Source organism: Nostoc sp. LEGE 12447 (genome assembly GCF_015206985.1).
Taxonomy (GTDB): Bacteria; Cyanobacteriota; Cyanobacteriia; order Cyanobacteriales; family Nostocaceae; genus Nostoc.
In genome coordinates this window covers 15,047-39,886 of record NZ_JADEXT010000034.1, presented here as the reverse complement: position 1 = coordinate 39,886, position 24,840 = coordinate 15,047, and the positions used below count along the sequence as shown (strand labels likewise).

17 protein-coding genes are annotated in these 24,840 nt (G+C 40.6%); 9 read left to right on the top strand and 8 right to left on the bottom strand.

Features of this window, described 5'->3' with window-relative positions; translation table 11 throughout:
* Positions 1-51: 51 nt before the first annotated feature.
* Positions 52-909 (top strand): hypothetical protein, encoded by an 858-nt coding sequence (locus IQ274_RS26735; protein ID WP_194143988.1) that lies wholly within the window; start codon positions 52-54, stop codon positions 907-909.
* A 224-nt stretch (positions 910-1,133) separates the two neighbouring features.
* The gene (locus IQ274_RS26730; RefSeq protein WP_194143987.1) at positions 1,134-2,342 is read left to right on the top strand and encodes a NupC/NupG family nucleoside CNT transporter; all 1,209 of its coding nucleotides are present in this window, start codon (positions 1,134-1,136) and stop codon (positions 2,340-2,342) included.
* A 20-nt stretch (positions 2,343-2,362) separates the two neighbouring features.
* Here IQ274_RS26730 and IQ274_RS26725 read toward each other — a convergent pair whose 3' ends face one another.
* Positions 2,363-2,887: a DUF2085 domain-containing protein gene (locus IQ274_RS26725; protein WP_194143986.1), complete on the bottom strand. Its 525-nt coding sequence runs from the start codon at positions 2,885-2,887 to the stop codon at positions 2,363-2,365.
* Positions 2,888-2,931: 44 nt separating this feature from the next.
* The gene (locus IQ274_RS26720) at positions 2,932-5,043 is read right to left on the bottom strand and encodes a TIGR00300 family protein (protein ID WP_163928804.1); all 2,112 of its coding nucleotides are present in this window, start codon (positions 5,041-5,043) and stop codon (positions 2,932-2,934) included.
* Positions 5,044-6,330: 1,287 nt separating this feature from the next.
* Between IQ274_RS26720 and IQ274_RS26715 the strand changes: the two genes are divergently transcribed.
* Entirely contained in the window at positions 6,331-7,914 is a 1,584-nt protein-coding gene (locus IQ274_RS26715) for a glycosyltransferase family 39 protein (RefSeq protein ID WP_194143985.1), read from the top strand.
* A gap of 166 nt (positions 7,915-8,080) precedes the next feature.
* Positions 8,081-12,016 (top strand): DUF2157 domain-containing protein, encoded by a 3,936-nt coding sequence (locus IQ274_RS26710; RefSeq protein WP_194143984.1) that lies wholly within the window; start codon positions 8,081-8,083, stop codon positions 12,014-12,016.
* Between the two features lie 101 nt (positions 12,017-12,117).
* Here the strand turns inward: IQ274_RS26710 and IQ274_RS26705 are convergent, their stop codons facing one another.
* The 4 genes from IQ274_RS26705 to IQ274_RS26690 form a co-directional block, all read right to left on the bottom strand.
* Positions 12,118-12,675, bottom strand: a complete 558-nt coding sequence (locus IQ274_RS26705) for a peroxiredoxin (RefSeq protein ID WP_194143983.1) — start codon at positions 12,673-12,675, stop codon at positions 12,118-12,120.
* A 57-nt stretch (positions 12,676-12,732) separates the two neighbouring features.
* Positions 12,733-12,975 (bottom strand): regulatory protein SipA, encoded by a 243-nt coding sequence (sipA, locus tag IQ274_RS26700; RefSeq protein ID WP_163928819.1) that lies wholly within the window; start codon positions 12,973-12,975, stop codon positions 12,733-12,735.
* A gap of 199 nt (positions 12,976-13,174) precedes the next feature.
* Complete coding sequence (locus IQ274_RS26695) at positions 13,175-13,696, bottom strand: Coq4 family protein (RefSeq protein WP_228058385.1); 522 nt, start codon at positions 13,694-13,696, stop codon at positions 13,175-13,177.
* Between the two features lie 63 nt (positions 13,697-13,759).
* A complete protein-coding gene (locus IQ274_RS26690) occupies positions 13,760-14,278 on the bottom strand; it encodes a Spy/CpxP family protein refolding chaperone (RefSeq protein WP_194144010.1) in 519 nt (172 codons plus the stop codon).
* A gap of 375 nt (positions 14,279-14,653) precedes the next feature.
* Here IQ274_RS26690 and IQ274_RS26685 point away from each other — a divergent pair, with 375 nt between their 5' ends.
* The gene (locus IQ274_RS26685; protein ID WP_194143982.1) at positions 14,654-15,919 is read left to right on the top strand and encodes a sensor histidine kinase; all 1,266 of its coding nucleotides are present in this window, start codon (positions 14,654-14,656) and stop codon (positions 15,917-15,919) included.
* Positions 15,919-16,572, top strand: a complete 654-nt coding sequence (locus tag IQ274_RS26680) for a response regulator (RefSeq protein WP_194144009.1) — start codon at positions 15,919-15,921, stop codon at positions 16,570-16,572. The genes IQ274_RS26685 and IQ274_RS26680 overlap by 1 nt, the downstream gene beginning before the upstream one ends.
* Before the next feature lie 152 nt (positions 16,573-16,724).
* On the opposite strand, the gene IQ274_RS26675 is transcribed toward IQ274_RS26680, so the two are convergent.
* Together IQ274_RS26675 and murG are read right to left on the bottom strand one after the other, a co-directional pair.
* Positions 16,725-18,041, bottom strand: a complete 1,317-nt coding sequence (locus tag IQ274_RS26675) for a hypothetical protein (RefSeq protein WP_194143981.1) — start codon at positions 18,039-18,041, stop codon at positions 16,725-16,727.
* Between the two features lie 38 nt (positions 18,042-18,079).
* On the bottom strand, positions 18,080-19,153 hold the full coding sequence (gene murG / locus IQ274_RS26670) for an undecaprenyldiphospho-muramoylpentapeptide beta-N-acetylglucosaminyltransferase (protein WP_194143980.1): 1,074 nt from the start codon (positions 19,151-19,153) through the stop codon (positions 18,080-18,082).
* Between the two features lie 84 nt (positions 19,154-19,237).
* Between murG and IQ274_RS26665 the strand changes: the two genes are divergently transcribed.
* The 3 genes from IQ274_RS26665 to IQ274_RS26655 all read left to right on the top strand — a co-directional run bounded on the left by IQ274_RS26665 (position 19,238) and on the right by IQ274_RS26655 (position 24,837).
* Positions 19,238-20,077: a nuclear transport factor 2 family protein gene (locus IQ274_RS26665; RefSeq protein WP_163928812.1), complete on the top strand. Its 840-nt coding sequence runs from the start codon at positions 19,238-19,240 to the stop codon at positions 20,075-20,077.
* A gap of 397 nt (positions 20,078-20,474) precedes the next feature.
* Positions 20,475-21,254, top strand: coding sequence for an SDR family oxidoreductase (locus IQ274_RS26660; RefSeq protein WP_194143979.1), 780 nt, complete (start codon positions 20,475-20,477; stop codon positions 21,252-21,254).
* 796 nt (positions 21,255-22,050) lie between these two features.
* A complete protein-coding gene (locus IQ274_RS26655; RefSeq protein ID WP_194143978.1) occupies positions 22,051-24,837 on the top strand; it encodes a PAS domain S-box protein in 2,787 nt (928 codons plus the stop codon).
* The last annotated feature ends 3 nt before the right edge of the window (positions 24,838-24,840 follow it).

Genomic DNA, 24,840 nt, shown 5'->3' with positions numbered 1-24,840 from the left:
CTTTTAGTAATTAGTTTTTGTACTTGTTTTGATAAAAAATGATGCTTTAGTATGGGTATATTTCAAGATTGGTTCTGGGAAATTAATGAGTGCGGCCAAGGGCCTCATTACTATTTCAACGCTACTTTTGCTCCGTCTGATGCTAAACGCCTTGCTGCTTTGGTGCGCCAGCATCCACTGCTTGGCTTTGAACACTGCAATTTTGTTGGCAAATTAATCAATGCGCCATGTGGAGATGCCAATACTCCAGGTTCTTACGATTTGTATGTTGACCAGAGCAACTATGCTGAAGTTATGTCGGGTATACAAAGAGATGAACCTATAGTTACTGTTGCACATTATGTCTGGCAAATTATTGGTGTTTGCGATCGCAAATTTGGCATTGAGTGTGGTTATGGTGGGATAACTGGCACGCATAATCAAGCTGACACCTCACTAATTATGACGCTGGCGCAGTCACCAGAACTCACCTTAGTTGATTGGAGAGTCGTTTCTGGCGGAGACGGTTACTCATCGGTGTTTTTTAGAACTGGCAAATCAGCCGCAGAACTGCTTGCTTACTTGCAGATGAGGCCGGAAAAGCCTGACTTTGTGCAAATAGAAAGAGAGCTACGTCTAGCTTTATCAGATCCAGCATTGTCTAAAATTTATCGCTTGGGCGAGTGCAAAATCAATGGCTGGCGGCTGGAAGTGGTCGTTTTGCATAATATTGAAAAAATCACAAGCAGCTATGGTGGCGAAGGATGGGACATGACACCACACGTTATCAAGCTTGACAAAATCGCTCAAACTGTTAGCGATAAGTGCAAAGTTCCAAGTTGTGCAGGGGGCGCAGCACATGCGCCAGATGATTTCTACACACTCATTGGTAGCCATCTCAGCTTTGGCTACCCACGGAGAGTAGGGTAATTTTAGAGACAATTTGCAAAGCAATGTGAATAAATGCTTGCAACCCATCAGGGTTTTCTCTAAGGCTTGGGAGATAATTTGTAACAAGATATGAATTTGCGATCGCTAATTTCTTGTTTACAGCATCAAAACTCTAGTAATTGACTACAAAGCCACAAAATAAGGCAGATTTTTGTGTATGCTTTGTGTCCAAGTGCCTTAGCGATACCTTTTTGGGAGTAAACATGGAACGCGCCATCTCTGCGTTAGGAATCTTAGTTTTTATCGGTATATCCTACGCTTTTTCGGTTAATCGTCAAGCAGTGCGTTGGCGCATAGTGGCGTGGGGTTTGGGATTAGAATTTGCATTGGCAATCGTGATTCTTAAAACTCCTTGGGGTTTGACTGTGTTTAAATTTCTGGGAGATTTTGTCAGCAAATTTTTAGCATTTTCTGATGTTGGTGCCAAATTTGTCTTTGGAGAAAATTTTAAGGATCATTTCTTTGCCTTCCAAGTGCTGCCAACAATTATCTTTTTCTCTGCCTTTATCAGTGTCTTATATTACTACGGCATTTTACAGCGAGTGGTAAATGTGATGGCGTGGGTAATGACGAAGACGTTGAAAACATCGGGTTCTGAATCTTTATCCTGTGCGGGTAACATCTTTTTAGGGCCAACAGAGTCAGCACTGATGGTTAAACCTTATATCGCGAAGATGACGCAATCAGAACTTCATGCCGTGATGACGGGTGGTTTTGCCACAATTGCAGGTGGAGTACTAGGGGCATATCTTTCTTTTGGGATACCAGCAGAACACCTAATTGCTGCTTTTTTTATGACTGCTCCCACATCATTGGTAGTATCAAAATTGCTGTATCCAGAAACAGAAGTATCAGAGACGCTTGGTGAAGTAAAGGTAGATGTAAAAACCAATTATGTAAATGCAATTGATGCTGCTACAGCCGGAGCAATTGACGGCGTGAAACTAGCGGTTAACGTTGGGGTAATAATTATCGCTTTTTTAGGATTATTGGCTGCTTTAAATGCACTCCTGGGATGGTTGGGGGCATTTGTGAGTTTACCGCAACTGTCATTACAGCTGATTTTATCTATTTTTATGGCTCCCGTAGCGTGGTTAATGGGCGTACCTTGGGCTGATTGTCAGCAAGTGGGGGCTTTGTTGGGTACAAAGACAATTCTCAATGAGTTTATTGCTTTTTTGGATTTGAAGGCACTAATTGAAAGTGGTAAAATTTCCCAACGTGCAGTAATTATTGCGACTTACGCCTTATGTAACTTTGCAAATATAGGTTCAATTGGCATTACCATTGGCGGTATTACTGGGATAGCACCTAATCGCCAACATGATTTAGCTCGTATGGGAGTAAGATCGATGATTGGCGGATCGTTGGCGGGTTTTATCACCGCTTGTATTGCTGGGATACTGATTTGAAGAAGAAATTAGGAGTAAGACTAAAATCGATCCAAACTAGTTTTAGCACCCCGCCACCCGTGAAAAATGGGCATAGCAAACAATCCCCACGCTAAACCCGTAATCAACCCAAAAGGTGTAACCAGATAATTATTAAAACTCCACAAACCGAAAATCTGTGCTGCCAATTCTAAAGGATAAGCCATCATCAGCACACTGGCGATCGCCACACCACTCCATCCATACTGACTTAACCAGTAAAATCCTTTACCACCAGTTAAACCATACAGCAGGCGAGTAATCAGCAAACCCGTGACAGTGCCGTAACAGCGCATACACACAGCCATAATATATGGCGGTGCCAAATCTAACCCCATCGCTGGTTGCGGACACACATGATTACCCATGAAATAAATGATGTCCGCAATCCTAGGAAGCAAAGACACTCCAGACGCAGCCAAAAAGGGAGCAATTGGCGGGCCAAAAACCATCCCTACTAACAAGAAATCAGCAATCAAACTTACCCAATTAACCTGAAACTCTTCCCTGAAAGCTACTCTTGTCATTTCCTTTCTTCGCGCCCTTCGCGCCTTCGCGGTTCGTCGTTTTCCTAACCTACCTTATTAACATAAGGACTTGTCAACTTATCCAACTGCTGAATCAACAGACTCAGGAACAATCCCACATCTGTCACCACACCCACTGATTCTACAGAACCGCGATCGCTTAACTTAGTCACCACAGCTGGATTAATATCCACACACACCATCTTCACCCCCGCCGGAGTCATATTTCCCACGCCAATGGAGTGCAGCATTGATGACAGCATCAAAATCATTTCCGCACCTTCTAGGTGTTTGGCATATTCCTCCTGTGCCTGAATCAAATCCATTTGGGTATCAGGCAAAGGCCCGTCATCCCGAATCGATCCCGCCAGCACAAAAGGTACATTATTTTGGACACACTCATACATCACACCACTCTTAATTGCCCCCGCCTCCACAGCTTTGGAAATGCTGCCATAACGACGGATACTATTAATTACCTTCAGGTGATGGCGGTGTCCACCACGAACTGCGACACCCCGCTTCATGTCTACACCCAAGGAAGTGCCCATGATATTTTGCTCGATGTCATGAACTGCGATCGCATTTCCACCCAGCAGTGCTTGTACATATCCTTCTCGAACCAGTTGGGCCAAGTGTTCGCCACCACCAGTGTGAATCACCACGGGGCCAGCCGTGACAACTACCTTACCACCAGCATCGCGGATTTTCCGTAATTCCCAAGCTACTTGTTCAACCACCAATTCCACGCGCCGTTCGCTGGAAACGCCCGCCGACATGAAACTGAATTCTTGGGTACTGCGTTGTTCGCGCGATTCCGTTTTGCGAATAGTACGGATACCGAGTACATCTACAATTACTCGTTCGCCAACTTCTAAATCTCGTAGTATTTTACACCTAGCTACGAAGCCAGAGGGGGTTTGAGTAATTGCGATCGCGCCATCCATACGCTGATTTTCTACCTTGATCCACTGCCCATTAATTCGGACTTCGGTAGGATAAATTGTACTGACGTAGAAATCATCGGGCGCTACACCATTTTGGATCACAGGTTCCAAGATCGCGTCTCGCTCATCATGGGGTAAATCTACTGCACCCAAATCAATCAATAGAGAGATGATTTCTTCCATCACCTCATGAGATGGTGCTGATACCTTCACCTCGGCGGCGGAGGTACTTTGCCGTTGTTCTCCCAAGTTGAAATTCAGAACTTGGAAACTTCCCCCGGCATCTATAATCAAATCCAAGGCGCGGTTAATTAAGCCAGCATCAAGTAAGTGTCCTTCCATGCGAATGATTCGGCTTTCTACCGAGACATTGGCATGAATTTCATCCCTAACTGGTTCCGTTACGCGCAAGGTTAAACATTTTGCTGCACCACCAGCTTTGAGAAATTCGGTAAGCGGTGTTTCCAGCACTTGGAAACCCACTTCTGCAAGGCGGGTTTTCAAAGCTTCACTCGCTTTGTTCATGATCACAATGCTGTCCACATTCACCGTATTACAAGCGAAGTTGACTGCATCGGCTTCAGCAATTGCAATTCGCTTTTCTGGTGCGACTCGCATTTCAATTAAGCGGTTGGAGTAAGAATCAAAAGCGCCTGGATAGTAGAGCAAATAACCATTTGCTAAGGGACAAAAACAGGTATCCAGGTGATAGAAACGTTCGTCTATGAGTCGCAAAGAGAGAACCTCTATATCCAGCCATTTAGCTAGATAAGGGTGAGAATCTAATTCTGAACGGAAACCGTATCCCGCCCATAACCAGCGTCCTTCTCGATCTAAGAGTGCATCTCCTGCACCTTCAAAGGGCAAATCTTTAGGAAGTTCATTGACTGTATAACCATTTTCTTCAAACCATTGTTTGAAGAAAGGTTCCTCTCCCTGACGTTCTTTATGTAAAAAGCGACTGAGTACGACATTTTCACCCAGTACCAAGCCAGCGTTGGCGGTAAAAACTAAATCAGGCCAACCTTTTTGGGGTGGTACTAAGTCTACAATGGCGTGCTGTTTAAGGATCTGGTGTAATCTCTGCCACTGTTCCACGGCGCGATCGCGCGATGATTTGTGAATATTCCCTTCCATCCAGGGGTTAATCACATAGTCTACATCGTAGTGGTCAGGAGGACACATCAAAAAGCGAATACGGGAAGTCATAAAAATCTTACAAGCGTTTTATATGCTACTATACTAAGGGTCTATTTTGGGATGCAGATTTAGATTTCCTGACATTTAGCGCAAATCTACTACTACAGCTTCTATCTTTGTGATAGTTGAAAGCTTTACAAAGGCTTCGTCCTTAATTCTATTACTGGAAGATGGTAATAAGTAGAGTCGGTGGCAAAATTAGGATAGTTTTGGCGGATCTAAATGTTTCAGTAGTGCTGAGTGAGTCTACTTTTAGCAAAGATGTGGAGGCTTTAAACAAACGTTAACCTATTCTTTGGTTTAAATCCTACTCAAAGGTATATTTATAATATCTTAATATTAGCTTTATTAAATATTTTTATTTTTCACACAAGTATTTTACATCTACGCTACAAGTATTATGTAGAAATGCTATTTGATTTTTGCAAAGTAAAGTACGAGTTAAAGAGCCTTCTTTCCTCTTGACTATTACCTCTTGCGCTGCGCTTCTCTACGAGAGGCTTGTCTGCGACACGCTCCGCGAACGCGAACCATGCAAATAAATTTCAAAAATCAAAGCAGACTGCTATATATCTATAGGGAGCATCCCAATTTTTTAAAAATTCACGAAACTGAGACAAAAACTCTTTATAAATGTCTTCCCTTTGCGTAAATCCAGTTCTCTACGAAACCTGCACCTAGCTTGCTTCGACCTAAAAGTATACAGTACATTTATCCATTCTCTTATTCCTGTTTTAATGCAGCGAAATAGTAAATTTAAAAATCTAGGATGCTCCGTATCCATATTTCTATATTATTTAATTTATACTATAAAACAACAGATAACCAATTGCATTTAGTATGATATCTTGTTGCTAAAATCTGCAAAATTTTTAAAGTTCATTCTATGGATAGAGGATACTTTTGGCTTATATATTCATAAACAATTTGTTTGACACTAATTGAGTGTTAAATTGTGGGAGCATATCTAGATATTTACTGTCGCTTTTATATCTAAGATGTTCAAAACAAATAGTAAAAAAAGAAAAATAAAATATTTGGCAGTTTTGTTATTAGTTTAATAGCTGAATATTAAACCTAGTCTACCTTGAGAAGCGTAGTTTTGTAGGTTGGGTGCAGCGATAGCGTAGCCCAACATAAATGAGGTGGTAATGTTGGGTTGCGTTTCACTCCACCCAACCTACATAAATATATCTTTTAAAAAACTCTAGGTTTCAACATAGATGGAACCTTTTATCGCGATAAGAATAAAATTCCATCCCCGTTCATTCATGCTTTGAGGAGATCAAGAACTACATGAGAAAGCAATTGTCAAAAAGCTGGCTTACTTCTCTATTTTGGTTACGTTTTTTAATCATAATCCTATTAGTAATAGGTGTATTTGTCCGTTTCGTCAATATTGACAAAAAAGTCTATTGGGGTGATGAAGTTTTCTCCTCATTACGCATATCGGGTTATATGCAGTCAGAAATGAATGAGCAGTTAAGCAATGGTAGTTTGCTTACTATAAAAGATTTGAGTAAATACCAATATCCCAATTCTGAAAAAAATACAATTGATACAATTAAAGGGATTATTGTAGAAGACTCACAGATTTTGCCGCTATACATTTTAATGACTAGGTTTTGGGTACAACACTTTGGTGATTCTGTAGCATCGGTAAGAAGTTTTTCGGCATTCACTAGTCTGTTCACTTTTCCTTTTATTTATTTGCTATGTGAAGAATTATTTGGGTCTTCACTATTCGGGTGGATGGCCATCGCTTTGGTAGCTGTTTCACCTGTTGAGGTCGTGTATGCACAAGAAGCACGAGCATACAGTTTATGGATAGTAGCCATCTTAATGTCGAGCTTCGCTATGCTGCGAGCCATGCGCCTTAAAACAAAGGTTAGTTGGTGGATTTATTCAGCAACATTAGTAGTAGGGTTTTATACTCATATATTTTTTGCCTTGGTTGCTCTTGCACAGGGAATTTATGTAATTACAATCGAACGCTTTCGATTGAATAAAATCACAATTGATTACCTAATTTCATTCTTTGCAGGGTTTATAACTTTTGTACCTTGGCTTTGGATTATTATTACCAACCCTCAGCCACAAGCAGTAGCTTGGGCAAATGCTAAACAAACGTTCTTTGGATCAGTTGAAAGATGGGCTGGTATCTTGAGCCGCGCGTTTCTTGATTTGGGTATTAGTCCTAGTGATTCAGGAAGAATTAAGTTTGCATTACTTCCATTTGTTATAATTATTTTTGCTCTAATTTTCTACTCAATTTATATTCTTTGTCGAAGCACACCTAAAAAAGTTTGGTTATTTGTCTTAACCTTGATTGGATCGCTAGGGCTTCCCCTATTCATATTGGATTTTGTCTTTCAAAAGCGCTACGCTACTACTCGATATACCCTTCCCTTAACTTTAGGCATACAATTAGCTGTTGCTTACTTGCTTACTACTAAATTAACTTCTGTTTCTCCTAAAGTGTGGCAAAGAAAGCTCTGGCTACTTGTTGTATTTATGATAATTACGAGCGGAGTGATATCTTGTAGTCTCAACTTGCAAGCTAAGATTTGGTGGAATCAATTCCCTGAAAAATACCAAGAATATCCGAAAATAGCTAACATCATTAGTCAAAGTAATCAACCGCTTTTAATTAGTGATGGTGGCATAATTCCATCGATTCAAATGCTTGGTCATTTAGTTGATCCCAAGGTGCAGTTTCAAATTGTCAAAAAGAATAGCTTACCTGAAGTTACTAATGGTTTTACTGACATATTCTTGTTCAATTGCTCTGATTATTTAAAAGCGGGAATTGAGAAAATTTATAACTCCAAGTTACAGCAGATAAACAACTTACTGTGGAAAGTAACAAAATCCACCTAAACCAAGGAAACGATCGCACCTAGGCTTTAAAAGCAGACGGTTAGTATTTGAATATCGTTACTAGGTTAAAAGTTAACATCAATTAGCCTAATAAGTGGCACAATTAGAACCAAAATATACTTTAATTGAAATCTACTGAAAGTATATACTGATACTGCTGCCGCTTATGTCATCGCCCCTTGAGCGCCCGCTAAAATTTGAAATTAGACTGCCATCGTCACATCCTCAGTTACTAGAAGGACTAGATATATGGCTACGTTTAGGTTTAATATCCGATACCCAAGTTAGGCAGCTATGCCAAGAGTTTCTGGTGTGTTCGGTCGTGTTGCCACTCCAGCCTGAAGCTAAAACAAAGGTGGTTTTTTTAACTTCTGATCCCGTGCAGGAGTTACCCGTAGCAGTTTTACAATCTAGCCGCCGTAGACAACCACAACAAAAAACAGTCGAACCCAACTTTGTCAGTACAATGTTGCAGTCCTTGGGGGCAGAACTGAGTGTACGCTGGCTACTTTTTCTAGGGGTATTTCTGGTAGTGGTATCCTCTGGGGTACTGGCTGCGAGTCAGTGGGAAAGGTTTCCTGCTTCGGGACAGTATGGAGTTTTATTTGCTTATACTCTGAGTTTTTGGGGATTAAGCTTTTGGGCGACTAGGCAAAACAACCTGAGATTGACGGCTCAAACTTTGCTGATTGTCACCCTTTTGTTAGTTCCAGTAAACTTTTGGGCAATGGATAGCTTTCAATTGTGGCAAAATCCTCTGGATTTGGTTGCAGTTGCGATCGCCTGGACTACCCTCACTGCTATAACTGTTTTACTCTCCAAAAATCGGGCTATTTTTACTAATTTACGTACTGGCAAATTACCTTTAGCCAATATTCTAGGGCTGAGTTATCTGCATTGGGGTTGGCAATTGCCAGGATTCCCCTTAATTGCCGTCTATGTGGCAATGATTGGCACAACTATAATTACTATTTATCACAATTACCAACAGCCTAATATTGTCAGTGAGGAAGATAGAAGCGATAGCAACAGCTTAAGTATTAGTTTACCTGCCGCCGTAATTATTTATGCTTTGATAGTGCTGCTAGTGCGGGCAATTTTTGTTGCTGGGGTAAATGTCACTCAGTTGGGATTAGCTATTGGTATTTGCGGCTGGCTAGTAACTTGGTTAGCACAGGAGAGGGTAGGGGGTAGGGAGCAGGGGAGCAGGGGAGCAGGGGGAGCAGAGGAAGTAACTGTAATATTCCCCTCATCTCTCTTCCTTTGGGAAAAACTTGGTGGGATTCTACTGTTTTTGGGCTGGCTGGTTTCGGTAACAAATTATCCTTGGCAAGCAATAGCTGTAAGTGGTTTGGGTTTGTGGTTTGTGGGAAGTCGTTTGCGGCGGCACAGTTTAAAGCTAGACTTCGCTGCGGTTTTCGTCATCGGTTTACAGACGATTTGGCTAGGTTGGCGATTAGTACCTGATAGCTTACAGAAATTAGCGATCGCAACTGGTACTCAACTCACAAATTCTCAAAATGAACCTTGGGCTTTGCTGGGTGTAGCTTTATTTCCCTACATAATTTTGATGGTGGCGCTTACTGATAGTCTACATCGCACCGAAAAGCGAGAATTAGCTAAATTTGGCGAACTGCTCACCCTCTTACTGGGAGCTTTTTTAACAACGATCGCGATTGTCAATCCTGTATTGCGATCGCTAAATCTATTATTTTCTACCATCACTCTGGCATTCGTCACTCAACGCCGTTCCCCCGCATCTCTTCCCCTGGTATATCTAACTCACATCATCGGGGTGCTAACATTTTGCTCTACCATTCATTGCCTGGCACCAACCCTGAGTCAACAAGTCTGGGCAAGTATTTTATTAGCTCTGATGGTTGCAGAATGGCGATTTAGCGTAGAAGGAGGAGTATGGCAACGTAGTGCATGGGATATCGGTTTAGGACTAGCCGCCGCTAGTTTTTTTCTATTGTGGATGAATGCAGAATCATCTTGGTATGGTGTCGCTGATAGCCAAGCTTATTTGGGAGCCTTATGGCTAGTTACGCCTATAGCTCTCACAGGTGTTGCCAATTGCACAACTAGAGAACGTCGGACTACTACCCGTTACTTGAGTGTCTTGGCTGTGGGAGTTGCCCAGGTACTTACTCTACAGTTACCAGGAACCAGATTAATTGGTTTGGCAGTAGGTACAGGGCTAATGTTTGTAAATACGCGCTATTTACGAAACCAACTATCTGCGGTAATTACAGAAGGATTTGCTCTGAGTTTCATCGTGGCGCTGCTGTGGACGGGTGTACCTGGTTTACCTCACCTCGTTCTCGGAGGTTGGTTTGTCGTAGGTGCGATCGCCATCCTAATTCTATGGTTAGCCAGGACAGTTTTGAGCCGACGCGGAAACGAATTAGCACTTAATTATGCAGCCGCCAGTGATAAATGGGCGATCGCATTGTGTGCTTTTGAGTTGTTGAGTTTGACACTACACTCAGTGCTGATTTACTCAGGGTTTATCACTTCGGGATTTTTGTACTTAGCTGCCACTGTAATCACCTTGACAGCCATTGTTTATCGCAGTTGGCGAGAACCGACAAATTGGGCATTCTATGGCATCGGGTGGTCTTTAGAATTGTTAATTGCCCAAGTGTTGGGATTTGGGGAACGCTCAACTATTAAAATTGCGATGGCAAATATCGCTTTAGGTTTAATCACTCAACTTGTCGGCGAGTGGTGGCGACGACGACATCAATTAGAAAAACTTCCTAGCAGCCTTCACATTTTGCCATTAATTTATGGTGCATTCAGTGTGTTGCTGCGTTTGAACACCTTCACCGAGTGGACAGGTTTGTATTCTTTGGGTGTAGCTTTAATTATTATTGGCGTAGGGCGACGGCGCGAGAACTTTAAACCCCTGCTGTACTTAGGAATCATTGGCGTATCCATTTCTGCTTATGAACTTTTGTTCTATCAAATGTCACAAGCTTCAGGAGGAGCATTAGGTGATGGATTAATTGCCATGTCTGCCCTTGGTGCCAGTATCATGTATGCTTACCGTATTTTGTCACCTTGGCTGGAAAACTACTTACGCCTAACTCCCCAAGAATTGAAAAGAATTGCCCATATTCATTGGGCTTGGAGTAGCTGCTTATTAATGGCTGCCATTCCTCTTCCCATTGCAATTAACCGTTTGGTGGGATTAGCAACTGGAGTATTTTTGATCCGTTATGCCATCTTTCAAGGACGACATTCGCGCACTTCCCCCAGCATATTGGGAGGAATCACCATAGCCGAAATGTGGGTTTACCTTGGCTTATTAGAGGTAGCCGGTATGAGGGTTTATTGGCGCGAGACAGCAGTGGGAAAATTTTGGGCTGGGCCGTTAGTTCCTTGGAATGGTGCGATCGCCTGTGTGGTAGCCTATTTTCTGTACATCCTACCTTGGGAAAGTTGGGGTTGGTCTAAAAAACCTTGGCAGCAAGCCGCCTACATCATACCACTGATAATTTTGTGGGAAACCAGACTGCAAACTTACCCCATTACCTTGTTACTCGCAGCTGGATTTTACATTTTCCTAGCAAAAATAGGTGAAAATATCCGTTTTACTTATGTTAGTGTGGCGTTGATTAATTGGGCTGTTTACCGATGGTTTGATTCCTTACGCCTGACTGATACTTTATGGTATATAACGCCAATTGGATTATCACTGCTTTATATTGCTCAAGTAGATACCCAACTGAGGCTACCAGAGTACAAAGCACCTCGCCATATTTTGAGATTGCTAGGTAGTGGTTTAATTTGTGGATGGGCAATTTTATTTAATCAAAACACAGCCTGGATACCTGGAATTTTCAGCCTCATCGCCATTTTTGCTGGATTAGCTTTGCGAGTGCGGGCTTTTCTCTACATTGGTACAGCCACTTTTTTAATTACTACAATCTATCAATCGGTAATTTTTAGTTTACAATACTCCTTTTTAAAATGGGTTGTAGGCTTACTAGTTGGCATCCTCCTGATTTATATTGCCGCCAACTTTGAAACCCGTCGCACTCAAATAACTTCTTTAATTCGTAGCGCTATTGATGAATTTCAAACATGGCAATAGAGAAATTCATGTATTTGAAGCACATCCGTTGTAGGGGCAATTCATGAATTGCTCCTACAGCGTGGTCTATTTACTTTTGCCGAACTCACGTTTATTGAAATCTAAGAAGCTGTAGACTGTAACTTTTCTAATCGTGCCAGCACTTCTGAACTATGAACAGTTGGGTTGACTTTGACAAAAGTCTCGCGCAAAACACCTTCAGGATCAATGATAAAACTATGGCGCATCGATAAGTAGCCAAGCCACGAACCGTAAGCTTTACTCACTGAACCATCAGTGTCAGCTAAAAGCGGGAATTTTAGCCCTTCAGAATCACAAAATTTGGCGTGAGAATCAATATCATCAGCGCTTACGCCAATAATCTGGGTATTTTTTGCGAGGTATTGGGGTAAGTCTTGCTGAAAACGGCGAGCCTCTATAGTACAACCAGAGGTGAAGTCTTTAGGATAAAAGTAGAGAACTAGCCACTTACCGCGCAAGTCAGAGAGGGAAATTTTGCCATCACCTGTATTGGTTGGCAAAGTAAACTCTGGTGCGGGTTGATTAATTGCGGGAAGTTTACCACCCAGGGCATCAGCAGCAGGTATAAAGTTCAGCCAGCTGATGAAAGAAATACAGCTGGCAAATAATATGTTTAAAAAAGTGCGGCGGGAAATCATGGCGCAAACCAGAATTACAACTTTACACAAGTTTACAATTCTTAGTTACTCCAAATATCACTTAGAGTCAGATTCGCTAGGTTTATCTATGCTTTCGATGTATTGACTATCTAAGAGAAAAGCTCCTCTAGCGAAGCGAATACCCCAATATCCACCGGGACGGCGGTCAAGGACTATACCTTCTTCGCCAATGTGAATAACATCAGGGGGGCGCAGCATGGGCATTGGTTCAGCAGTTTTGACGTAGGGTGGTAGTGCCACAACACGGACTTTACTACCAATTGCGAATTCTTGAGACATCTTAATCAAGCTAGGAGTTGTGATTAACTCATAACTCATACTATCTTGAAAGTCTAGTAACCTAGTGGCAAGCTTTACAGCTTCCTGTAGGGTATTGCCACTACGATGTAGTCTTTTCTGTCAATGCGTAAGTATTAAAATAGGGAAAGGGAAAGGGGATGAAGTTTTTCCCCTTTCCGCATCTTCTGCAAGAAGCTTGTTAATTTTTGACTATGGAAAATAAGGACTGAACATTAGTCAACGGTAAGTGCCATAGTAATTCTGGTTGCCAAGTATCTGGGTTAAATTGAGAATTACAACCGCGTTGGTACGCTTGCCAGAGTCTGGCCCAGCTAAATTGTTGTCGAGAACTTAGGTTTTTATGGATGACTCGCAACAGTCCTAATCCCAACATCAAATTAGTGATGCTAAATTTTGTTCCTAATAAAAATGCCTGTACTTCTGCTTCACCAATTAAGTCAGTACCATAGCCTGTAAGGACGTGAATCCCATCATGTAGTTGTTTACGACGGCTACCGGTGGTAAAGGGCTGGAAATTGTGTTCATTGAGGAAATCTGCCCAAGTTCTGCCAAAAGTGTCAGTAGGAAGGAAACGTAATTTTTCTATTTCCACAATTTGGGGAACATCTCGCCCTTGTGCTACAGCAACGCGATCGATTAAATTTAAAACCAGTTGCAGGCGAGGAGCGGGATTTGGGGAAGCAAGCAAGGGTTGCATCATAATTTATTTTGGATAAGATGGGCAGCATTGCCCACCCCAAAACTATTATTTTTTAAAAGATTATTATTGAGGATTCCCTTGTTGACGACGCGAAGGAGCATTTTGACGATATTGCTCTATTTTTTGGCGCTGTTCAGGCGTTAAGATTGCTTGAATCTGTTGTTTCTCAGATTCCCGAATTTGTCGCATTTGGGTTTTCTGTGCTTCAGTCAGATTTAAGTCAGCATAACCACCCTTTCCTCGACGTTGACCTGGTTGGCGTTGACCTTGACCTGTTTGCCCCTGAGCCTTACGCGCTTGCCACTCAGCCCGACGTGCTTGTTTAGCTGCTTCTAATTTTGCCTTTTGTTCTGGGGTCAAAACTGCTTCAAATTTGGCGCGGCTATCGCGGCGAATTGCCTGAATTTGGGTTTTTTGGGTATCTGTCAAACCCAAATCTTTCCAAGGGCCTCTTTCTTTTTGTGGATTTTGTGCAAGTAACACGGGTGAAGGAGAGGCTGTTTGGGCATGAACAGCGAAGGAGGTTGCAGTTAGAGTTAGAGCGATCGCTCCAGCGACTAGCGATAATGCTTTGAGTTTCATTTCTTGTGGTTTTTCCTGGTTGGTTGTCACCATCATAAGAACTTATCTTTACTAGTTACATGAGGAGAAAGTCATGGTTCTACCCATGACTTTAGTCATGATTGAATTTTGACAAATTTGATTAACAATAAATAGTGAGGAGTTGGAAGTTAGGAGTTATATATTATAAATAATGAACATTTCTATGATGATTGATTTGCAAATCCTTATTTAGCTGATTGTATATTTTTACCTAGCCCACTTTTACTATCAATTTTTGACTTAACTAAAAGTTGAAGCTGCGAAATACACACTTAAATATTCAAAATTTTAATTCTTCCTTTTTAACTTCTACCTCCAAAATTATAATTTATCCATAAATTGAGGTAAACCACAATGAATTATCCAATTCAAATTAAAAAACATCCTTTTCCATCTCTACTTTATCTGGAGTGGATACTACTGGCAATCACTGCATTGACAGCAGTTATACCACCTCCATTACGGAGATTTCGTCCTAAACTTCCAGAACTAACAATCTGTAGTTTATTTCCAGACTTGTCAATTTGTAATTTATTACCTGAACTATCAATTTATAGCTTGATACTTTTTGCATTAATGGGCTTAAGATTGCCCAGAAGTAGCCAGACTTATAAAGTGATATACACGTCCATTGAAATTTTATTAATTTTAACAACTGGATTGTTTGGTGAAAGATTTGCTCGGCTTTTCCCTTTTCTTTACATAATTTTAGTTACTCGCAGTTGCCTAATATTTAATTTGCCTGGGCGTTTATTTGTTACATCTCTATCCTTTGGATTATTCCTATTTACGACACAACTAAAATACCAGTTATTTAATTTACAAGCATCATCACAAGCACAAGAAAAATTTCGATTTCTTAGCTTAAATTGGTCGCTGGTATTTGGCTTAAGCTTAGTGTTTGTGTTGTTGATGATGAATGCAGTATTATCTGAACGGCACAGTCGAGAAAAGCTAGCGATCGCTAATGAAAAACTCCGTGAATATGCGATGCGAATTGAAAATCAAGCTACCTTAGAAGAACGTAACCGCATTGCTCGCGAAATTCATGATTCATTAGGACATTCTCTCACTGCTTTAAATCTGCAATTAGAAACTGCTTTAAAACTATGGCAATCTAACCCAGGTAAGGCTGAGACATTTCTAGCAACCGCAAAGGAATTAGGTTCAAAAGCACTAAACGATGTCCGCCAATCTGTTTCTACTATGCGTTCTAATCCTTTACAAGAGCAATCTTTAGAACGTGCGATCGCTAGCCTTGCAGAAAATTTTCATCGCTCCAATGGTATTTTACCAATTTATCAAATTAACCTCGAATATCCTCTACCACCTGAAATCAACACTGCTATTTACCGGATTACTCAAGAATCTTTGACAAATATAACTAAATATGCTTATGCGACTGAGGTTAAACTAGAACTCGCTACGATCAGAGGAAATTTGCGATTGATAATTCAGGATAACGGTAGAGGTTTTGATTTAGGGCAAAATACTACTGGTTTTGGACTTCATAGTATGCGCGATCGCACTTTAGCATTAGGAGGTGACTTTAATATTAATAGCACTCCTGGTTCTGGTTGCAAAATTACAGTTAATATTCCCTTAATGAGGTTGAGATGATGATTAAAGTATTGTTAGTAGATGACCAAGGTTTAATTCGTCAAGGATTAAGAGCGTTATTAGAATTAGAATCAGATTTAGAGATCGTTGCAGAAGCAGAAAATGGTGAACAGGCGATTAATTTGGTTGCAGAATTTCAACCAGATGTAGTATTGCTAGATATCAGAATGCCTATTATGGATGGAGTTGCAGCGACGAAAGAAATTCAAAAACGTTTTCCTAAAACTAAAATTTTAGTACTGACGACTTTTGATGATGATGAATATGTATCAGCAGCATTACAAAATGGGGCAATGGGTTATTTATTAAAAGATACGCCCTCAGAAGAATTAGCTGTTGCGATTCGTGCTGTTTATAAAGGATATACGCAATTAGGCCCAGGTATAGTTAAAAAGCTGTTAACTCAGTTTTCTAATGGTACACCAATCCATTCAACACCTGTACCATCTACTTTAACTGAACTTACTCCTAGAGAAAAAGAGGTTTTGCGGTTAATTGCTACAGGTGCTAGTAACCGAGAAATTGCTCAAGAACTCTACATTTCTGAGGGGACAGTAAAAAATCATGTGACAAATATTTTAAACACATTAAATCTGCGCGATCGCACTCAAGCTGCGATTTGGGCAAATACATATTTATCCTATTTGAATTAGCCAAATTAAATAATTCGTAATTCGTGATTTTAGCCTTTAAATTAATTATAGTAGCGGTATCAATACGGTTCGGTTAAGGCAATAGACGCGATAAATCGCGTCTTTGTGATCTAGGGCGATCGCTACTGGATAATCTATTGTTCTGAATTCTCTTACTTTTTAACTAAAAAATATGCTGTAGCATAGTCAGGCAATTGGCTGATTTTCTGACCAAATTCTTTTTTATTATTAAATATACCTGCCAAAAAATCTAGCTGATAAAGATTGGGTAAAAAGGCTCCACCTGTATCGGCAATTACTCCCATTCGCAGATGTTTGCGACCACCTTGAGTATGCTCAATTACGACCACTTTACCTAAACCAATATTCAAAACATCTCCAGCAAAAGTAACTCCGGGTTTGATAGAAATTTTTGCATCTATTTTATATCCATAGCCTTTTATAGCATCAACTTCTCTAAAATACCAATAACGTTTTTGTGCTGTTGCCTTCAATCCGCGAATATAAGACATTCCATTATTTCTGTCTACATTAAAAAATGCCTTATAACCATCTGTAAAATTAATTAGTATTGTTCCTTCCATAATTGCTTCTTCTAAACCATTTCGGGTTAGATAAGCGAGACTGGTAACTTTTCCAAATTCTTTACCACCTGGTTCATAAATACCTGACAACACATCCTGCTTGGTGTATTTTGTATAGAATTTGTCGTTATTAGCGTTGTCTTTTAAGCTATAAATTGGTGTATTAAAAGTAGAGGTTTTCTTCCGAGAACCGGGATGAGTAAAGACAGCATATTTGGTAATTCGTAATTGTTTTTGCTGTTTATTTTTTGGGTTATAGGGAGACCATTTTATAACTCGAAAATTTGTATTAATAAAGTTAGGATCTTGCAAACGAGTAGCTCGGTTATTAGCAATATCCTCCTTTAACACAGCAATCATGAAATTCAAAGTGTTGAGAACATCTGGTATGGTTACTCCTTGAGCTGCAAGTATTCCTGTACGGAGAATATCTGGGTCTTCTGAAGAGTAATCTTGAAAATATTTTCTAGTATTAACTAGGACAGTTAATAAATCTCCTTGATTGAAGTTAACCTTACTACTTGGAAGTTTTCCTGGTTTAACAACTTGGCTGCCATTAATACTAAATTTATATTTTTTGAACTCATCGACAACTGGATAGGGTGCAGATGCAGCTAGCAAATTTTGCTGAGATAAAAAAGCGTTTTGCTTATCGATAACTTCATTAGATACTTGTTGAGCAACAAAAGGATTTTGAAAATTTGTAGTCAGAGAAATTTGTGATGGAAGTGAGGCAGAATTTTCTTGCTGAGTAAAGGGTTGATTTTGTTGGGCTAGCTGTTTATTTTTTGGCTGAGTATATAGATGGCTACTGGCTAAACTGACAAATAATAAGGCAGCACAACCTACTGTAAAGCGAAATTTTGGGCTGGATAAGATATTCATAACTTGGAAATTAAATTTCTAATACTAAATAATCAACGTTATGTTTCCACCACCTCACGCACTAATTGCGCCAATTTTTCGGCACTATCGGGAACTGCGATCGCATGAGCGTTTTCACCCATCTTTGCTAACTCTTGCGGTGACTGCAACAAATTCAACACATTACTTTGCAATACTTGCGCCGTCAACTCCGATTGTTTCAGTGTTAACGCCGCACCAGCTTTGGTAAATACGTCTGCATTGTAAGATTGATGGTCTTCTGCGGCAAAGGGGTAGGGGATCAAAATTGCTGGTGTTCCGCACACTGCTAATTCTGTCAAGCTACCGGCACCAGAACGACTAATGGCAAGAGTTGCTCGTTGCAACAACGCCGCCATGTTGTTGTAAAAAGGTAAGGCTATATACTGTGGATGTTTGAGACTATCTGCTTCGGGATCGCGATCGCCAGTTAAATGTACTACATAAGCACCAGCATCAAACCAAGCCTTTGCAGATTCGCGCACTAACTTATTAACCGCAACTGCACCTTGGCTACCACCAAAGACGACAACTAAGGGAACACCATCAGGAATGGCTAAATCCAGAGGTGAATTAATTTCCCCATTGAGAAATTGCGATCGCACAGGAGTACCAACACAGACATTTTTGGCACGAGGCAAATACTTAGCAGCTACTTCAAATCCCAAGGCTACCGCACTACACCAAGGGCCAAAAAAGCGAGTTACTTTACCTGGTAAGGCGTTAGATTCGTGGAAAACCACGGGTAAACCGAGAGAACGTGCCGCAATGACAGCTGGCCCGGCAATGTAACCCCCGGTAGTAAACACCCCTTGAAAATTTCCCTGTTTGAGAATTCGTCTGACTTCTATAATCGAACCAGCGAGTTTACCGAAGATGCGAATCGAGGAGAGTCCAAACCCTTGCTGAAACCCTTCAACTGCAATAGTATTCAAGGGATACTCTTTAGGGACAAGTTGAGTTTCTAGCCGATTGGGTACTCCCAGCCATTCGATTTGATAATCTGGAAGTTTTTCTGCCAGTGCGATCGCTGGAAACAGGTGTCCACCAGTCCCACTGGCAGCTATTAATAATCGTATCGGTGCGTTTGCCATCAAACCTCTACCGTTTAGCGTCTAGCTTAACTAAGATAAAACAATTTCCTGACTTTCTCTCATCAAATCAGTAAACTCTTGCAAATGACTAAAATTATTACTGCTTTCGTGAAACACCAACTCAAATTTCCAGCCAGTATTTGGCTGGTTTCGTTCCTGCTAACCCTTGGTTTAACAAGTGGTTGGCAACGCACTCAAGCCACTACACCACAGCAATTAGCCCAAACTGGTACAGTTCAAAATGCACCAACCGATTTAAAAAACCTGTTAACACAAGTCGATGCAGCTGCCAGCAAGGGTGATGTCAAAGGGGTGTTGCAATTCTATAGCCCCTCTTTCACTCATGGGGATGGATTAAACCTCCAAACCCTAGAAAAGTCTTTGGTTTCACTTTGGCAACGATATCCTAAATTACAATACAGTACTAAACTGCTATCTTCAAAATCGGAAGGCAATGGGATTATTGCCGAAACAGAGACGAAAATAACTGGCTTACCCTCCGGTAGTGGGAATAATTTGGCTCTCGATGCCACGATTAAATCGCGTCAGCGCATTGAAAGCGGTAAAATTGTCCGCCAAGACATTTTGGCAGAACGTACCCTACTTACCTCTGGCAGCAAGCCACCCAAAATTGATATTAAATTACCACAACAGGTACAAGTTGGTCAGAAGTATAATTTTGATGCGATCGTCCAAGAGCCACTTGGCGATGATTTTCTCCTAGGAACGGCGCTAGAGGAAACCATCCAACCAGAGAAATTTCTTAACCCCACATCTGTGGATTTACAATTATTGACATCCGGTGGACTGTTTAAAACGGGACAAGCACCATCCACCCCTGGTAGTCAATGGGTTTCTGCTGTCATCCTGCGGGGTAATGGGATGACGATGGTAACTCAGCGCCTACAAGTGGTGAAGAAATAATCAGGAGTTAACGCGGTGTGCAACTTTCTCTCAAACCTAACCCCCAACCCCCACTCTTCTAGGGAACTACGGTGTAACACAAGTCTTTTAAAGTTGCCCCACAAGCTGATCCCCCCAACCCCCCTTAAAAAGGGGGGCAAAAACCTCTCAAAGTCACCCTTTTTAAGGGGGATTTAGGGGGATCTACGACGATTTTGGTTTTCTAGAAAGATGTGTGTACACCGTAGCTCTCTGTGGGGGAGAAAAATAGAAGTGGGGTTCTAAGAATAAGTTGCACATTGCGTGAGTTAGGAGCTAGGAGCTAGGAGTTATAGACGACTGATGATAAATTATGAACTATGAAACTTGTGCTAATTCATAATTCATAACTATTAACTCGTCACTTCTAACTATCCTAATGAATTCCCTACAAAATCAAATCATTTTGATTACTGGCGCAAGTAGTGGTATTGGTACTGCTTGTGCGAGAATCTTCGCTGGTGCGGGTGCAAAACTAATCTTAGCGGCACGACGGTTAGAACGTTTGCAGCAGCTAGCAGATGCTCTCGTTAAAGAATTTGGTACTGAAATTCATTTATTACAGCTAGATGTGCGCGATCGCAACGCTGTCGAATCTGCCATCTCTACTCTACCGCCTGCCTGGTCTGACATCGACATTCTGATTAACAATGCTGGTCTAAGTCGTGGTTTAGACAAGTTGCATGAAGGCAGCTTTCAAGACTGGGAAGACATGATTGATACTAACGTTAAGGGTTTACTTTATGTTTCCCGTTATGTTGTTCCGGGAATGGTGAGTCGCGATCGCGGCCATGTGGTAAATTTAGGTTCCATTGCGGGACATCAAACCTATCCCGGTGGCAATGTCTACTGTGCTACCAAAGCTGCTGTGAGAGCAATTTCTGAAGGTTTAAAACAAGACTTGTTGGGAACACGGGTACGTGTAACTTCCGTTGACCCTGGTATGGTGGAAACGGAATTTAGCGAGGTGCGGTTTCACGGAAATACTGAACGCGCTAAAACAGTCTACCAGGGAGTGACCCCACTGACCGCAGATGATGTGGCTGATGTGATATTTTTCTGTGTGACGCGATCGCCCCATGTCAATATTAACGAAGTTGTGCTGATGCCTGTTGACCAAGCTAGCGCTACGTTAGTTAATCGGCGAACAGAAAAATAACCCTATTTAAGAATATTAATTTCTAAACACTCCTACATATTTTGAAAATTTTACTACGCTCATTTCCAAAAAACCGTTGGTTAAATTTGGAATATTTTGATGTTACTAAAAATACTTTTTAAATGTATTTTTCTTTTTTCGTATGAAATTACCCTGCTAAATCCCCCTTAAAAAGTACAAAATCTTGGGTTTTTGAGACGCGATAAATCGCCGTCTCTACAAGTGTTTTGGTCTTATGTGAACTGTATTGCCTTAAAAAGGGGGACTTTGATTCTGGTCTTGCAAACTGGAGTGACTGGCGTGGGTTAGGGGGGATTAATAAGAGCCTGGAATAACAAGCAACTACTTTTCAAACATCCTTTAAGACTGGTTGGAAAATCTGAGAAAATGCAGGAAATTACAATTTTCTCAAAAAATTATAGTTTTTGGTCGTAGATGATTGCGGAAATTGTTTTGATTGTCTTGTAGTTATATAATTTCTGCTTATTAAAAAATAAAATAAGCATCTATCCTAAGATAGATTTTTTAGGGTTAATCTTTGTGTATGCATTTTTTAGAACTAGATTATGCAAAAATTATTTTTACTCCTACATAAAATTCATATATGTTATCCAAAGAAAAGTGCTGACCATACAACTTAAAGGAAACATTCATTATTAATCAAAATAAAATTGCTGTAGTGAATGCAAGATGAGTTAAAAAAGCCTGAACTACTTCTGCTTCAGACACTTAAAATTTTCGGAAGTTTAATTTCTCAAATAAATTTTATAATCTTGACAATAAAAGGAATATTTTATTGTTTAACAAAATATCATATCTTCAATACTTTCTTTTTCTTACCGTTAAACCTTCTCTGCGAACCGTTCTGATTATTCCTTTTATTCTGCAAATCTTAGCGGTGGTGAGTTTAACAGGTTATCTCTCATTCAAAAATGGGCAAAAAGCAGTAAATAATATTGCCACACGGCTACTAAGTGAAATTAGCCAGCGTGTTCAGCAGAATCTGCATACTTTTCTTGAAACTCCCCAACAAATTAATCAGAATAATGCTAATGCTATTAAACTTGGTCAATTAGATGTACAAGATTTGACCGTCTTAGAACATTATTTTTTTGACCAGTTAGAAGTATTTAATCAAGTAAGTCTAATTGGATTTGCAAATACGAATAAAGAGTTTATTTCAGCAGAAATATTTCCTGATGGCTCTTTGACAATCAGAGCATCTGGTAAATCAACTAAGTATAACTTACGGACTTATACTACTGATAAACAAGGCACACGCACGGGAATAAAAGATTTTGGCAAACCTTATGATACTCAAAGACGTGATTGGTATAACAAACCGATAGCACAAGAAAGACCAATTTGGAGTAAAATTTATCCTCATAATTCTGGTATTGCCTTGTACATCGCTGCTAGTCAGCCTGCTTACGATAAACAGGGCAATTTGCAAGGTGTATTACTCTCAAATTTAAACTTATCCAAAATTGGCACTTTTCTGCAAAATTTAAAAATTGCTAAAACAGGCATAAGTTTTATTATCGAGCGTCAATCTGGAAGATTGGTAGCAACCTCAACTAATGAAAAGCCCTTCCGCTCAAATAATTTAGAATCACAATTAGCAGAGAATAGAATTAAGCCATTTTTGGCTATAGATAGTAATGATAAAAAAACACAATTTGCTAGTAAATATTTAAAAAATAAATTTCATCAATTTAAGTCAATTAATAGCTCACAGCAATTATATTTCTCGATAGATGGTAAGCGGCAGTTTATTCAAGTTTTACCCTTTCAAGATAATCGAGGACTTGACTGGTTAATTGTGGTAGTCGTCCCAGAAGATGACTTCATGGAAGAAATTAATGCTAATACCCGCACCACTATTGTGCTGTGTATTGTTGCTTTGATAGTGGCTGTAGCTGTCGGTGTTTTGATTTTACGGTGGATTGCTGAACCAGTTCTAGCTTTAAAAAAATCAGCTTTAGCACTTGCTCAAGGTGAATGGGAAAAAAGAATAAAAATAGAGCGTTCCGATGAATTGGGGGAATTAGCCAGGTCATTTAATAATATGGCGGATCAACTCCAAGCAAAATTTTCGGAAATGCAGGATTTAAATAAGGCTTTATTGCAGAGTGAAACCCGCCTGAAGCAATTTCTTGATGCTGTGCCTGTAGCTATTTCGATAAACGATCCGTATGGGGAAATTTACTATAATAATCGAGCTGTGCAAAAATTAATCAGCGTAGACTTATTGCCATCTATCAAACCCGAAAAAATAGCAGAATATTATCAAATTTATCTAGCTGAAACTGACTACTTATACCCTACTGATGAACTACCAATTATGTATTCTTTGGCAGGTAAAACAGTCCACATTGATAATATGGAGTTTCGCCACCCTAATAAAACTATCCCTATAGAAGTTTTAAGCACCCCAATTTTTGATGAATCAGGGAAAGTAATATATGCGCTCACTGTTTGTATTGATATTACCGAACGCAAAAAAGCAGAGAAGATCCTAGCTGATTATAATTCCGTTTTAGAGCAACAGGTTACTCAACGTACCCTGGAGCTACAACGAGAAATCGCTGAACGCAAGCAGGCAGAAGTAGCGCTTCTAGAAAGCGAGACGCGATTTCGGCTATTAGCAGAGGCAACATTTGAAGCGATCGCTATTACCGAACAAGGCATACTTTTAGACACTAACCAAACCTGTGCTGAGATGTTTGGTTATGAACTTTCTGAGTTGCTTGGTATGCGTGTGATGGATTTTACTGCTCCTGAATATCGGGAACAGGTGATGCAGAAGATTCGCTCAGGAGATGAAGGAATTTATGAAACCGTTTGTCTGCGTAAGGATGGAAGCACATTTCCGGCTGAGATCAGAGCCAGAGTCATGTCATATCGTGGGCGTACCATCAGGATGGCTGCAATACAGGATATCACTAGTCGTAAGCAGGCTGAAGAAGCAACTGTATTGGCAGAACGTAACCGCTTGGCACAGGAAATTCACGATACTTTAGCACAAGCCTTCACCGTTGTTATTGTCCACTTAGACACCGCCTCACGAAAACTGACGACAGATATAGAAGTAGCACAGAAATTAATCAAAGCAGGGCGAGACTTAGCTCATTCTGGGCTAACTGAAGCACGCCGTTCGATCAAAGCAATGCGATCGCAATTATTGGAGGACGGCGACATTTTTAATGCTCTCAATCGCTTCGCCACTCAGATGTTTTCCCCTACCAATACACATATTGTCTGTCAATTAATAGGCGAGATATACCCCTTGTCTCCAGATGTTGAAAATAACCTACTCCGCATTGGACAAGAAGCATTAACCAATGCCTTCAAATATGCCCAAGCTAGAGAAATCCAAATTGAACTGGTGTATCAAGAAAGCCAGTGCAGCTTGCAAATCAAAGATGATGGTCAAGGGTTTGACATAGGGAGTGTATCTGTTATCAACAGCTTTGGTCTTTTAATTATGAGCGAACGGGCTGAACGCATCGGGGCAAAACTAACAATTCAGAGTTCGCCAGGACAGGGAACAGAAGTTTCAGTGTTAGTCTACCGAGAGTAAATG

Coding starts and splice junctions, on each gene's coding strand:
- IQ274_RS26735 (WP_194143988.1), top strand. CDS start 52: ATGGGTATATTTCAAGATTGGTTCTGGGAAATTAATGAGTGCGGCCAA.
- IQ274_RS26730 (WP_194143987.1), top strand. CDS start 1,134: ATGGAACGCGCCATCTCTGCGTTAGGAATCTTAGTTTTTATCGGTATA.
- IQ274_RS26725 (WP_194143986.1), bottom strand. CDS start 2,887: ATGACAAGAGTAGCTTTCAGGGAAGAGTTTCAGGTTAATTGGGTAAGT.
- IQ274_RS26720 (WP_163928804.1), bottom strand. CDS start 5,043: ATGACTTCCCGTATTCGCTTTTTGATGTGTCCTCCTGACCACTACGAT.
- IQ274_RS26715 (WP_194143985.1), top strand. CDS start 6,331: ATGAGAAAGCAATTGTCAAAAAGCTGGCTTACTTCTCTATTTTGGTTA.
- IQ274_RS26710 (WP_194143984.1), top strand. CDS start 8,081: ATGTCATCGCCCCTTGAGCGCCCGCTAAAATTTGAAATTAGACTGCCA.
- IQ274_RS26705 (WP_194143983.1), bottom strand. CDS start 12,675: ATGATTTCCCGCCGCACTTTTTTAAACATATTATTTGCCAGCTGTATT.
- sipA (WP_163928819.1), bottom strand. CDS start 12,975: ATGTCTCAAGAATTCGCAATTGGTAGTAAAGTCCGTGTTGTGGCACTA.
- IQ274_RS26695 (WP_228058385.1), bottom strand. CDS start 13,696: ATGATGCAACCCTTGCTTGCTTCCCCAAATCCCGCTCCTCGCCTGCAA.
- IQ274_RS26690 (WP_194144010.1), bottom strand. CDS start 14,278: ATGAAACTCAAAGCATTATCGCTAGTCGCTGGAGCGATCGCTCTAACT.
- IQ274_RS26685 (WP_194143982.1), top strand. CDS start 14,654: ATGAATTATCCAATTCAAATTAAAAAACATCCTTTTCCATCTCTACTT.
- IQ274_RS26680 (WP_194144009.1), top strand. CDS start 15,919: ATGATTAAAGTATTGTTAGTAGATGACCAAGGTTTAATTCGTCAAGGA.
- IQ274_RS26675 (WP_194143981.1), bottom strand. CDS start 18,041: ATGAATATCTTATCCAGCCCAAAATTTCGCTTTACAGTAGGTTGTGCT.
- murG (WP_194143980.1), bottom strand. CDS start 19,153: ATGGCAAACGCACCGATACGATTATTAATAGCTGCCAGTGGGACTGGT.
- IQ274_RS26665 (WP_163928812.1), top strand. CDS start 19,238: ATGACTAAAATTATTACTGCTTTCGTGAAACACCAACTCAAATTTCCA.
- IQ274_RS26660 (WP_194143979.1), top strand. CDS start 20,475: ATGAATTCCCTACAAAATCAAATCATTTTGATTACTGGCGCAAGTAGT.